This is a genomic window from Klebsiella sp. K47 (assembly GCF_051858335.1).
GTDB lineage: Bacteria > Pseudomonadota > Gammaproteobacteria > Enterobacterales > Enterobacteriaceae > Klebsiella > Klebsiella pneumoniae.
Genome location: NZ_JBPYUI010000004.1, coordinates 119,441 through 132,025, shown reverse-complemented (window position 1 = coordinate 132,025; position 12,585 = coordinate 119,441). Strand labels below are relative to the sequence as shown.

The following is a 12,585-nucleotide window of genomic DNA, read 5'->3' as shown; positions in this document are numbered from 1 at the left end:
GATTCTCTCAATGGCGGTGTGAAATAACGTAATTGAGGAAAATGAAAGCGAAATTCTATATTGGCTTAAACCCGTCATACTTCAAGTTGTAGGTGGGTTGGTGACATTCGTTGCTCCGCCCCCGGTTACCGGGGACTCGCGCTCCTGCCGCCTTCCTGCAACTCGAATTATTTAGGGTATCTGATTGGTTATTCGCCGCATCTCTGAATATGGAGTTCTCTATGCAGACCTATTTCGATCAACTCGATCGCGTTCGTTACGAAGGCCCGAAATCCACTAACCCGCTGGCTTTCCGTCATTACAACCCGGATGAACTGGTGCTGGGCAAACGGATGGAAGATCATCTGCGTTTTGCGGCCTGTTACTGGCACACCTTCTGCTGGAATGGCGCCGATATGTTTGGCGTGGGCTCCTTTGATCGTCCCTGGCAGCAGCCTGGCGACGCCCTGGAGATGGCCAAACGCAAAGCCGATGTGGCGTTCGAATTCTTCCATAAACTCAACGTGCCTTACTACTGCTTCCACGACGTTGACGTCTCGCCGGAAGGCGCTTCGCTCAAGGAGTACAGCAATAACTTCGCCCGGATGGTCGAGGTGCTGGCTGAGAAACAGCAGCAGAGCGGCGTGAAGCTTCTGTGGGGGACCGCAAACTGCTTTACCAACCCGCGCTACGGCGCCGGCGCGGCCACCAACCCGGATCCGGAAGTATTTAGCTGGGCGGCCACCCAGGTGGTCACCGCCATGAATGCCACCCATCAACTGGGCGGTGAAAACTATGTGCTGTGGGGCGGTCGCGAGGGCTATGAAACCCTGCTGAATACCGACCTGCGCCAGGAGCGTGAGCAGATTGGCCGCTTTATGCAGCTGGTGGTGGAGCATAAGCATAAAATCGGCTTTAAAGGCACGCTGCTGATTGAGCCCAAACCGCAGGAGCCGACCAAGCATCAGTATGACTATGATGCCTCTACCGTTTACGGCTTCCTCAAACAGTTTGGTCTGGAAAAAGAGATTAAACTGAATATTGAAGCTAACCATGCCACGCTCGCCGGCCATTCGTTCCATCATGAAATTGCGACGGCCATTGCGCTGGGGCTGTTCGGCTCCGTTGACGCCAACCGCGGCGATCCGCAGCTGGGCTGGGATACCGACCAGTTCCCGAACAGCGTCGAAGAGAACGCGCTGGTGATGTATGAAATCCTCAAAGCGGGCGGCTTCACCACCGGCGGGCTCAACTTTGATGCGAAAGTGCGCCGGCAGAGCACCGACAAATACGATCTGTTCTATGGTCATATTGGCGCGATGGATACCATGGCGCTGTCGCTGAAGGTCGCGGCGCGGATGATCGAGGACGGCGAACTGGATAAGCGCGTGGCCAGACGCTACGCCGGCTGGAACGGTGAGCTGGGGCAGCAGATCCTTAACGGGCAGATGACCCTGAGCGATATTGCCCAGTATGCCGCTCAGCATCAGCTGGCGCCGCAGCATCGCAGCGGCCAGCAGGAACAACTGGAAAACCTGGTCAACCATTATCTGTTTGACAAGTAATCATGCGGCGGCGCCCGGGGTGACCGGCGCCGCAACCAGGATGCTCTGTTCGCGCCACGCTCAGCCGTGGCGCGCGTTTAAGGAGAGGGAGTATGTATATCGGCATCGATCTGGGGACGTCGGGCGTCAAAGCCATCCTGCTCAATGAGCAGGGTGAGGTAGTGGCATCGCATACCGAAAAACTCACCGTCTCGCGTCCGCATCCGCTGTGGTCGGAGCAAGATCCCGAACAGTGGTGGCTGGCGACGGACACGGCGATGAAAGCCCTGGGCGCGCAGCATAGCCTGCGCGACGTGAAGGCGCTGGGCATTGCCGGGCAGATGCACGGCGCCACCCTACTGGATAAATCGTTACAGGTGTTGCGTCCGGCCATTTTATGGAATGACGGCCGCTGCGCCGAAGAGTGCCAGCTGCTGGAAGACAAAGTCAGCGCTTCCCGGCAGATCACCGGCAACCTGATGATGCCGGGCTTTACGGCGCCGAAGCTCTTATGGGTACAGCGCCACGAGGCGGCAGTGTTCAGCCAGGTCGATAAAGTGCTGCTGCCCAAGGATTATCTGCGCCTGCGCATGACCGGCGAGCTCGCCAGCGATATGTCTGACGCCGCCGGCACGATGTGGCTGGACGTCGCCCGGCGCGACTGGAGCGACGAGATGCTCGCCGCCTGCGATCTCAGTCGGGATGCGATGCCGGCGCTGTTCGAAGGCAGCGACGTCACCGGGCAACTGCGACCTGAGGTGGCGCAGGCGTGGAATATGCCGCCGGCGCTGGTGGTGGGCGGCGGGGGCGACAACGCCGCGGGCGCGGTCGGGGTCGGCATGGCCGATGCCGGTCAGGCGATGCTGTCGCTGGGTACGTCAGGCGTCTACTTCGCCGTCAGTGAAGGGTTCCTTAGCAAACCCGAAAGCGCGGTGCACAGCTTCTGCCATGCCCTGCCGGGCCGCTGGCATTTGATGTCGGTGATGCTCAGCGCGGCCTCCTGTCTGGACTGGGCGGCAAAATTAACCGGTCTCGCCAGCGTGCCGGCGCTGATCGCGGCGGCGCAGACGGCGGATGAAAGCGCCGGTCCGGTGTGGTTCCTGCCCTATCTGTCTGGCGAACGCACGCCGCACAACAACCCGCAGGCTAAGGGCGTCTTTTTTGGCCTGACGCATCAGCATGGGCCGGCAGAGCTGGCGCGGGCGGTGCTGGAGGGGGTGGGCTATGCGCTGGCGGATGGTATGGACGTGGTGCACGCCTGCGGCATCAAGCCGCAGAGCATCACGCTTATCGGCGGCGGGGCGCGCAGCGCTTACTGGCGGCAAATGCTGGCGGATATCAGCGGCCTGCAGCTCGATTACCGTACCGGGGGCGATGTCGGCCCGGCGCTGGGGGCGGCCAGGCTGGCGCAGCTGGCGGTTCACGACGAGGCAGACCGCCCCGGGCTGCTGAAGCCGCTGCCGCTTGAACAAGCCCATCGCCCGGACGATCGCCGTGTGGCCCACTATGCGCCGCAGCGGGAAACCTTCCGCCAGATTTATCAGCAACTGAAACCGCTGATGTCTTAGCCTCAGTCCGTCCGGCAGCGCCGGGCGGATTCCCTTCCTGAATGTCCCGGCTACATCCATCCATAAATGCGTATTTATTTATTCCGAAATCTCCGCTTTGTCGTACGTAATCTGAGGCATCGACGAGGGAGTCGGTCATAATCAGCCCCTGTCGACCAGGGAGGTGAGATGATCACAAAACGCAATATTGCCAGGGGGATGATGGCGACAGGATCGCTGGTTTATCTGCTCGGTATCTGGCGGACCTGCCCGCTGTTCAGCGGCAAAGGGTATTTTCTCGGCGTGCTGGTGATGGGGATGTTTGCTGTTCTCGCCCATCAGCGCGCCAGTCAGTGGCAGGAACAGGACGACGGTTTTATTGCCTTATGCCGGCTGGTGCTGCTGCTATCGGTCGGCCTGCTGCTGGTCGGCGCCTGGTATGTACCGGCAGACTGGCATGAAAAAGCCGTCTATATCGCGGCATGGTTTGTCTGCTTATATGGCGCATCGGCAACCCCCGAACGGACCCGCATCGCCCGCGCGATGCAAAAAACGGAATAAGCGCCGCCCCGAGGCGCGTAAAAGGTAAAAAGTGATGGAAAACAAGCACGCGACGTATTCTCCTGCGTTTCATTTGATCTCCTGGATTGCCCTGATCGGCGGCATCGTCACCTATCTGGTGGGGCTGTGGAATGCCGATATGCAGTTGAATGAGAAAGGCTATTATTTTGCCGTCCTGGTACTGGGGCTGTTTGCCGCGGCATCTTATCAAAAGACGGTGCGCGATAAGTATGAAGCCATTCCGACCACCGCGCTGTACTACACCACCTGTCTGGTGGTCTTCGTTATCGCTGTAGGTCTGCTGGTTATCGGACTGTGGAATGCCACTCTGCTGCTCAGCGAGAAAGGGTTCTATGGGCTGGCGTATTTTTTGAGCCTGTTTGGCGCTGTTGCGGTACAGAAAAACGTGCGTGATGTCTGGGACCCGACGCGCTTACGGGAACCTCTCAGCGTGACGGAAGAGGGGCCTGAGACGTAAGTCGGGCCCCCCCGGGCGGCGGACCGTTAGCTGACCAGCCGGCGGCTATCAATCCGCTGCACCAGGCCTGACAGCAGCAGGCTGCCGAGCAGGGCGGCGCTAAATATCCACACAATATCCAGCAGCGGCCAGCGGGATAGCTCCAGATGGCTGGCGCGCAGCGCATGCACTATCAGGGCATGAAAGCCGTAGATCCCCAGCGAATGTCGCGCAATGCAGGCGATACCGGGCAGGGGACGCGCGTTAAGCCAGTTTTTGGCCAGCGTCAGCAGGGTGACCGCGCAAACAAACACCGCCGGTCCGCAGTAGAGATACCAGGTGTCGCCGAAGTCTCCGCGCCAGCGCAGCTCATGCAGCGTGCCGCGGGAAATGACCCACACGGCGGCGATGAACAGCGCGGCGCAGAGCGGTGTTAGCCATTTTTTATCGGTGTCCAGGGTGCCAATGGCTCTGCCCAGCACGCCGTAGAGCACGTAGTAGAAGGTGTCGCCGTTGATATAAAGGTTGACTGGCAGCCACTCAATCCCGGCGGCTTTAACGCTGACCATATTGGGGTTGGCCAGAATGCCGAGGATCGCCATCAGCGCCAGCAGCATTGTGCTACTGGTGGACTTAACCTGAAGCAGCGGCGAGAGCAGGTAGATGACGGCGATAGCAAAGAAAAACCACAGGTGGTAGAAGACGGGCTTCTGCAGCAAATTCTTTAACGACAGCTCGACGTTGATATGGGTAAACAGCGTGATATACAGCAGAGATAGCGCGCTATAGAACGCAATGCACAGGCCAATCCGCCAGAAATGGCGCGGCTGGGCGCTGCGTTCCCCAAAAAAGAGGTAGCCCGAGATCATAAAAAACAGCGGCACGCTGACGCGGGAGGCGGAATTGAGCAGATTGGCGATATCCCATTGCAGCAGGGTAATCGCATGGGGGTGAGTGATATACCAGCTGGTGCTGTGGATCATCACCACCATCATGCAGGCGATGCCGCGCAGGTTGGTGATCCAGTGTATCTTTTCTTGCATCAGTCCCTCAATGTCTGCTGGCGAAATAAGATATGACCTGCCCGGTTTCCCGGTGTCGCAATAGATTAGTCTGAGTTTTCGGTCACAGACTTGTCGCAGTTTCATGATATTCGCAAAATACCTGTAATACTGAATCTTTAGGATAACAACTTGCTAACAAGTCGGTGGAGGAGAACGTGGTGAAAGGTGTTGTTTCCGTCATGCTGGTGCTGCTCCTCGCGGGCTGCAGCGAGACCGTCTCCCCGCCGACGCAAAAAGCGCAGCGCGCTCGTATTACGCCGCAAACCACGCTCAATATGGCGCAGCTTTGCAAGGATCAGGCGGCTATCCGCTATAACACGCAAACGCAGCTCGTTGACGTGAACCACTTTGAACAATTCCAGGCGAGCTATGAGCTTTCTGGCCGTACCGGCAAGAATGAGCGTTTCATCTGTTCCTTTGACCCGGACGGCCAGTTTATGCATCTTTCGATGCGCTGAATCGACCCCGCCTGGCGTAAATTTCGTCCGTTTTCCTGAAACAACGCCGTTTCGTACTGTATATCTCGCAGCCAGCGGGTATACTGACTCCTTCCTTTAAATCCACACGTATCCAGCACGAAATCATATGCAAAAGTTTGATACCAGGACCTTCCAGGGCCTGATCCTGACCTTACAGGATTACTGGGCTCGTCAGGGCTGCACCATTGTTCAACCACTGGACATGGAAGTCGGCGCCGGCACCTCTCACCCGATGACCTGCCTGCGCGCGTTAGGACCGGAGCCGATGGCGACCGCCTACGTGCAGCCTTCCCGTCGTCCAACCGATGGCCGCTATGGCGAAAACCCGAACCGTTTACAGCACTACTATCAGTTCCAGGTGGTGATTAAACCCTCTCCGGACAACATCCAGGAGCTGTACCTCGGGTCGCTGAAAGAGCTGGGTATGGACCCGACTATCCACGACATTCGCTTTGTCGAAGACAACTGGGAAAACCCGACGCTGGGCGCCTGGGGTCTGGGCTGGGAAGTGTGGCTCAACGGCATGGAAGTGACGCAGTTCACCTACTTCCAGCAGGTCGGCGGCCTCGAGTGTAAGCCGGTGACCGGCGAGATCACCTACGGTCTGGAGCGTCTGGCGATGTACATCCAGGGTGTGGACAGCGTCTATGACCTGGTCTGGAGCGATGGCCCGCTGGGGAAAACCACCTACGGCGACGTGTTCCACCAGAATGAAGTGGAGCAGTCCACCTATAACTTCGAATATGCCGACGTCGACTTCCTGTTCACCTGCTTCGAACAGTATGAGAAAGAGGCCCAGCAGCTGCTGGCGCTGGAGACCCCGCTGCCGCTGCCGGCCTACGAGCGTATTCTGAAAGCGGCTCACAGCTTCAACCTGCTGGATGCGCGTAAAGCCATCTCCGTCACCGAGCGTCAGCGCTATATCCTGCGCATTCGCACCCTGACTAAAGCAGTGGCGGAAGCGTACTACGCTTCCCGTGAAGCGCTCGGCTTCCCGATGTGCAACAAGAATAAATAAGAGGCGGCCATGTCTGAGAATACTTTTCTGGTGGAAATCGGCACTGAAGAGCTGCCACCAAAAGCGCTGCGCAGCCTGGCGGAATCTTTTGCTGCGAATGTGACCGCGGAGCTGGATAACGCTGGCCTTGCGCACGGTAAAGTGGAATGGTTTGCCGCCCCGCGTCGTCTGGCGCTGAAGGTGGCCAACCTGGCGGCGGCGCAAGCCGATCGCGAAGTGGAAAAACGCGGCCCGGCTATTGCCCAGGCGTTCGATGCCGAAGGCAAGCCAAGCAAAGCGGCCGAAGGCTGGGCGCGCGGCTGCGGTATCACCGTCGATCAGGCCGAACGTCTGACCACGGACAAAGGCGAGTGGCTGCTGTATCGCGCCCATGTGAAGGGCGAAAGCACCGAAGCGCTGCTGCCGAACATGATTGCCAGCTCGCTGGCGAAGCTACCGATCCCGAAACTGATGCGCTGGGGCGCGTCTGACGTCCACTTCGTGCGTCCGGTACACACGGTGACTTTGCTGCTGGGTGACAAAGTGATCCCGGCCACTATCCTCGGTATTCCGTCCGATCGCGTGATTCGCGGCCATCGCTTTATGGGCGAGCCGGAGTTCACCATCGACCATGCCGACCAGTACCCGCAGATCCTGCTGGAGCGCGGTAAAGTCATCGCCGATTACGAACAGCGTAAAGCCAAAATCAAAGCTGATGCGCAAGAGGCGGCGCGTAAGATTGGCGGTCAAGCCGATCTGAGCGAAAGCCTGCTGGAAGAGGTCACCTCGCTGGTGGAATGGCCGGTGGTGCTGACGGCGAAGTTCGAAGAAAAATTCCTCGCGGTGCCGTCTGAAGCGCTGGTTTACACCATGAAGGGCGACCAGAAGTACTTCCCGGTCTACGACAACGCCGGCAAACTGCTGCCGAACTTTATCTTCGTGGCCAACATCGAGTCCAAAGATCCGCAGCAGATCATCTCCGGTAACGAGAAGGTGGTCCGTCCGCGTCTGGCCGATGCCGAGTTCTTCTTCAATACCGACCGTAAAAAACGTCTGGAAGATAACCTGCCGCGTCTGGAAACCGTGCTGTTCCAGCAGCAGCTGGGCACCCTGCGCGACAAGACCGATCGCATCCAGGCGCTGGCGGGCTGGATTGCCGAACAGATTGGCGCTGACGTGAACCACGCAACCCGCGCGGGCCTGCTGTCCAAGTGCGACCTGATGACCAACATGGTCTTCGAGTTCACCGACACCCAGGGCGTGATGGGGATGCACTACGCGCGCCATGACGGCGAAGCGGAAGACGTGGCCGTGGCGCTGAACGAGCAGTATCAGCCGCGATTTGCTGGCGACGCGCTGCCATCTAATCCGGTGGCCTGCGCGGTAGCGATTGCCGATAAGATGGACACCCTGGCGGGTATCTTTGGTATCGGTCAGCATCCGAAAGGCGATAAAGACCCGTTTGCGCTGCGTCGCGCCGCGCTGGGCGTGCTGCGTATCATCGTTGAGAAGAACCTGGATCTCGATCTGCAGACGCTGACCGAAGAAGCGGTTCGTCTGTACGGTGAGAAGCTGACCAACGCCAACGTGGTTGATGATGTGATCGACTTTATGCTGGGCCGCTTCCGTGCCTGGTATCAGGACGAAGGCTACGGCGTCGACACGATCCAGGCGGTACTGGCGCGTCGTCCAACCCGCCCGGCGGATTTCGATGCGCGTATGAAGGCGGTATCGCACTTCCGTACTCTGGAAGAGTCCTCCGCGCTGGCGGCGGCAAACAAACGTGTCTCCAACATCCTCGCGAAATCCGATGAGACGCTGAACGACATCGTTCACGCTTCGGTGCTGAAAGAAGCGGCGGAAATTAAGCTGGCGGGTAATCTGATGGTGCTGCGCGACAAGCTGCAGCCGTATTTCGCCGCAGGCCGTTATCAGGATGCGCTGATTGAGCTGGCCGCGCTGCGCGAGCCGGTGGATGAGTTCTTCGAGAACGTGATGGTTAACGCTGAAGACAAAGATGTTCGCATCAACCGTCTGACGCTGCTGTCCAAACTGCGTGAACTGTTCCTGCAAGTGGCGGATATTTCTCTGCTGCAGTAAGCGTATCGGTAATAATAAAGACCTGCCTCAGGGCAGGTTTTTTTATACGTGAAATATAAATAGGTGAACCGTTAATAATTCTGCCATTGATATCTTCATTATTTGCATTCATCGATGAGAAATGTTTTAGGAATATATAAACATAATTCCGAGAGGTATTTACGCTAGAATGGCGGCGGGTGCTTGAGACTGTGTGTCTCAGGTATTCAGCGGGAGACAGACAGAGAAAAGCCCCACCTGATAGTAATCAAAGTGCACTGCGCCCATTTAGTTGGACTCTCAAATTGGAGAGTTCCATGTCCAGACGTAAGTACACCTTTCAACAGCGCCTCGAAGTGGTTATGCACTATTTCGCTACCGATGAAGGCTATCGCTTAACTTCAGCTCGCTTTAACGTTCCCAGAACCCAGGTAAGAATTTGGGTTGCAGCCTATGATGCTTATGGAGAAGAAGGTCTGAAGCCCAGGGATAAGGGCGTATCAATCGATCCCGATATCAGAGTCGAAGCCGTGAAGGCTGTACTGACGGGACAGATTTCCCAGACGCAGGCTGCTGCGAAATTTAACGTCGCGGGTTCGGCCTCGGTTGGGAAGTGGATGAAGGTGTTCAGCGAACATGGAGAGGAAGGGCTTCGTTCTCTCCGTGTGGGCAAGAAAAGGGCACTTCATATGATTGATGATCCTGTTGCGCTTGAGGTAGAACTGGAGCGTTCGAAAGATAAACGTATTCAGGAGCTTGAACAAAAAGTCCGCCGTCTGGAATTGCGGATACTTTATTTAAAAAAGTTGAAAGCCTTAGTTCGGTAAGGGATAAGGTCAGAATTATCGACGAACTGAGGCAGCACTATTCGTTCGACCAGCTTTTGCAGATAGCTCAGATACTCAGGAGTACGTTTTACTATCATCTGAAAGCACTCCGCTCTCCGGGAAAATACGATGAAGTGAAATGCAGAATCAAAGAGATCTATGATGAGAACCTGGGCCGCTATGGTTATCGGCGGATAGCACTGGCGCTCAGAAGAGAGGGAGGAGCGTTGAACCACAAAGTGGTTCAACGTCTGATGAATGTGCTTCGTCTCAAAGCTGCGATAAGAGTGAAGCGCTACAGTTCATGGCGGGGTGAACATGGGCGCGCTGCTGACAATATCCTGCAACGAAACTTCAAAGCCAGCCGGCCCAACGAAAAATGGGTCACCGATGTCACTGAATTCGCCGTCAGTGGCCGCAAACTCTACCTTTCACCCATTATTGATCTCTTCAATAACGAAGTGATCTCCTACAGTATTTCAGAACATCCAACCATGCCGATGATCGATGACATGCTCATTAAGGCATTTGCCAGGCTTGATGCGGGTACCAATCCGGTTCTTCATTCAGATCAGGGCTGGCAATACCGTCATCGATGGTACCAGTATCAGTTACGGGAGTTTGGCATCATCCAAAGTATGTCCCGCAAAGGCAACTGCCTCGATAATGCCTGTGCAGAATGTTTTTTCGGGACTTTAAAATCAGAATGTTTTTACACCAGTAAATTTAAGGATATTGATGAACTTAAGATAGTTATTGAGGATTACATACGATACTACAATACCCGACGAATTAGCCTTAAATTCAAGGGACTCAGCCCGGTTGAATACCGCCTAAAGAGCTATCCAGGCAGAAATTAACAAGGCTCTGTACAGGGATTCTATCAGGAAACCTGAACGTCGTTGGACACGCTCACGCAAATGTCTGCTATGAGCGATGAGCGGATATTCACACCGACTGATAGCTGATTTTGAGTTACCAAAAAAAGCACTCCTATTCAGTACTAAAAAGATGGTAATGTTTCATAAAATCTCTTAGGCCTTGCAGGAATGGTTTTGAAATGAATGGATCTTGTTTGTGTGGAACAATTGAATTTGAACTTACTCATAAACCAGCAGTGTTTTATCGTTGTCATTGCTCGCTTTGCAGAAAGCAGAGCGGTGTGGGTTACAATCTCGCCACACTAGTCAAAGACAGTGAGTTTCGCTGGATTAAAGGGGAAAACTGCATTGCTTCATGGTCTAAGCCAACGGGGTACCGTACAGATTTTTGCAATGTATGTGGCTCAACTGTGCCTAACAGTCTGCGAGACGTACCTTATGTCTGGGTTCCTGTTGGTTTAATTGACGAACGTCTTGACATGGAATGTGCAGGAGACTTCTGCACTGATGATGCAATGCCCTGGGATGAAACCCGCTCACCTAGTGGCCACGCTGGACCTGTCGAGTCGCTTGCCTCGCTTTTAAAGTGCCTGAAACTCAATTCCTGAGCGTCCGCACCCAGCACAAAGCGGACATCAGTATTCAAAAAAATAAAAAAACGATGATTTTATGTATAGCATATGCTATACGTGGTGGTTGTGCTATTCTTGTAAAGCAAATGCTATACAAGAGAGGTGTGTATGAAATCAGATGTTCAACTCAACCTAAGAGCTAAAGAGTCTCAGAGAGCACTCATCGATGCCGCTGCAGAGATCCTTCATAAATCGCGAACCGACTTTATCCTGGAGATGGCCTGCAAGGCTGCGGAGAATGTGATCCTTGATCGCCGTGTTTTCAATTTTAACGACGAACAGTATGCAGAGTTCATCGATATGCTCGATGCACCAGTCGAGGATGAGCCCGCCATTAATAAACTACTGGCAAGGAAACCTCAGTGGGACGTATAACCGCGCCCGAGCCGTTATCCAGCGCTCATCAGCTGGCTGAGTTCGTCAGTGGAGAGACAGTCCTCGATGAATGGCTAAAACAGAGAGGTTTAAAAAATCAAGCTCTTGGCGCTGCCCGAACGTTCGTTGTTTGCAAGAAGGGTACGAAGCAAGTAGCTGGTTTTTACTCTTTGGCCACCGGTAGCGTTAACCATACGGAAGCGACAGGCAGTCTTCGGCGTAACATGCCAGATCCTATACCGGTGATTATACTCGCTCGCCTGGCGGTAGATGTCTCATTGCGCGGAAAAGGGCTTGGCGCTGATTTACTTCATGATGCAGTACTTCGTTGCTATCGGGTTGCCGAGAATATAGGTGTACGTGCAATCATGGTTCATGCGCTCACAGAAGAAGCCAAAAATTTCTACATTCACCATGGTTTCAAACCATCACAAACTCAGCCGCGGACACTGTTCCTCAGACTCCCTCAGTAATGCGAAAGGACCTTTTGTTCGGAACTTTATGAGCAATAATTAAATAGTGCGCATGCGGTTAGTTCAATAGACATACTTCATGTGAGAAGATGGTGAACGAGTTATTGGCTAGACAAGAATGCACGTGCAGTAGGAATGCTGTGGAATGGATAATACAGCTGCGAAATTGATTATTTAGCATTATAGGGAACAAAAAAGAGCCCATGTATTAAATGGACTCTTTCTCTGATGCCTCGGTTAATCTGTCCAACTTTTTGGGGTCAGTACAAAGTGAGGCTCCCCTATGCATGAACACCATAAGAGTAGCCTCTTACTTGTTGAAAATCAACACTGGAGGCGAGGAATGCCGCAAAAGTATCTGTTGTTTGGCTTAGTAGTGATTTGCTTCACTATTTTATTATTGACCTGGATGGTTCGTGATTCGCTATGTGAATTACAGCGCAGGCAGGGAAATATTGAGCTGGTGGCATTCTTAGCCTGTGATATTAAACAGTAAGAGCATCTGGTGGGGATCTATCCCCACCATGCTTGCGGTGTCAGGCATTCTCAATGCACCCTTTCATTGTTCACCAAATAAATCATTTGCCTCCTGATATCAGGAGGCCTTTTTATTTTTACAAGATCGTTGAATAAAACAGGCTTGCAACGCATACCGGAGTGTGGCTATCCTATGTCCCGACGAATCCCTCG

At 54.6% G+C, this 12,585-nt stretch carries 13 protein-coding genes; 12 read left to right on the top strand and 1 reads right to left on the bottom strand.

The genetic code is table 11. From position 1 onward, the window contains the following. The first annotated feature begins 221 nt into the window (after positions 1-221). From xylA to yiaA, 4 genes are all read left to right on the top strand, one after another. Positions 222-1,544: a xylose isomerase gene (xylA, locus tag RRF55_RS05260; protein WP_002922139.1), complete on the top strand. Its 1,323-nt coding sequence runs from the start codon at positions 222-224 to the stop codon at positions 1,542-1,544. A gap of 92 nt (positions 1,545-1,636) precedes the next feature. Continuing rightward, positions 1,637-3,091, top strand: coding sequence for a xylulokinase (gene xylB / locus RRF55_RS05255; RefSeq protein ID WP_004150156.1), 1,455 nt, complete (start codon positions 1,637-1,639; stop codon positions 3,089-3,091). Between the two features lie 168 nt (positions 3,092-3,259). After that, positions 3,260-3,631, top strand: coding sequence for an inner membrane protein YiaB (gene yiaB / locus RRF55_RS05250; RefSeq protein ID WP_002922133.1), 372 nt, complete (start codon positions 3,260-3,262; stop codon positions 3,629-3,631). Between the two features lie 31 nt (positions 3,632-3,662). Beyond that, positions 3,663-4,109: an inner membrane protein YiaA gene (gene yiaA / locus RRF55_RS05245; protein WP_004188180.1), complete on the top strand. Its 447-nt coding sequence runs from the start codon at positions 3,663-3,665 to the stop codon at positions 4,107-4,109. A 26-nt stretch (positions 4,110-4,135) separates the two neighbouring features. Here the strand turns inward: yiaA and RRF55_RS05240 are convergent, their stop codons facing one another. Beyond that, complete coding sequence (locus tag RRF55_RS05240; protein WP_016946692.1) at positions 4,136-5,131, bottom strand: acyltransferase; 996 nt, start codon at positions 5,129-5,131, stop codon at positions 4,136-4,138. Positions 5,132-5,310: 179 nt separating this feature from the next. Between RRF55_RS05240 and RRF55_RS05235 the strand changes: the two genes are divergently transcribed. The 8 genes from RRF55_RS05235 to hokA all read left to right on the top strand — a co-directional run bounded on the left by RRF55_RS05235 (position 5,311) and on the right by hokA (position 12,391). After that, positions 5,311-5,610 (top strand): YsaB family lipoprotein, encoded by a 300-nt coding sequence (locus tag RRF55_RS05235; RefSeq protein WP_002922129.1) that lies wholly within the window; start codon positions 5,311-5,313, stop codon positions 5,608-5,610. A gap of 127 nt (positions 5,611-5,737) precedes the next feature. Then, complete coding sequence (gene glyQ / locus RRF55_RS05230; RefSeq protein WP_002922128.1) at positions 5,738-6,649, top strand: glycine--tRNA ligase subunit alpha; 912 nt, start codon at positions 5,738-5,740, stop codon at positions 6,647-6,649. Between the two features lie 9 nt (positions 6,650-6,658). Beyond that, a complete protein-coding gene (gene glyS, locus RRF55_RS05225) occupies positions 6,659-8,728 on the top strand; it encodes a glycine--tRNA ligase subunit beta (RefSeq protein ID WP_439419100.1) in 2,070 nt (689 codons plus the stop codon). Between the two features lie 296 nt (positions 8,729-9,024). Then, positions 9,025-10,394, top strand: a protein-coding gene (locus RRF55_RS05220) for an IS3 family transposase (RefSeq protein ID WP_087830479.1) whose coding sequence is annotated in 2 segments (ribosomal slippage) — positions 9,025-9,514 and positions 9,514-10,394 — 1,371 coding nt in all. Because the reading frame shifts where the segments join, the coding sequence is not laid out codon by codon here. A 200-nt stretch (positions 10,395-10,594) separates the two neighbouring features. Further along, positions 10,595-11,023: a GFA family protein gene (locus tag RRF55_RS05215; RefSeq protein ID WP_071786700.1), complete on the top strand. Its 429-nt coding sequence runs from the start codon at positions 10,595-10,597 to the stop codon at positions 11,021-11,023. A 132-nt stretch (positions 11,024-11,155) separates the two neighbouring features. Then, complete coding sequence (locus tag RRF55_RS05210) at positions 11,156-11,422, top strand: DUF1778 domain-containing protein (RefSeq protein WP_003026799.1); 267 nt, start codon at positions 11,156-11,158, stop codon at positions 11,420-11,422. Further along, complete coding sequence (locus RRF55_RS05205; protein ID WP_021312536.1) at positions 11,410-11,895, top strand: GNAT family N-acetyltransferase; 486 nt, start codon at positions 11,410-11,412, stop codon at positions 11,893-11,895. The genes RRF55_RS05210 and RRF55_RS05205 overlap by 13 nt, the downstream gene beginning before the upstream one ends. Before the next feature lie 343 nt (positions 11,896-12,238). After that, on the top strand, positions 12,239-12,391 hold the full coding sequence (gene hokA, locus RRF55_RS05200; RefSeq protein WP_002922102.1) for a type I toxin-antitoxin system toxin HokA: 153 nt from the start codon (positions 12,239-12,241) through the stop codon (positions 12,389-12,391). Positions 12,392-12,585: the final 194 nt, after the last annotated feature.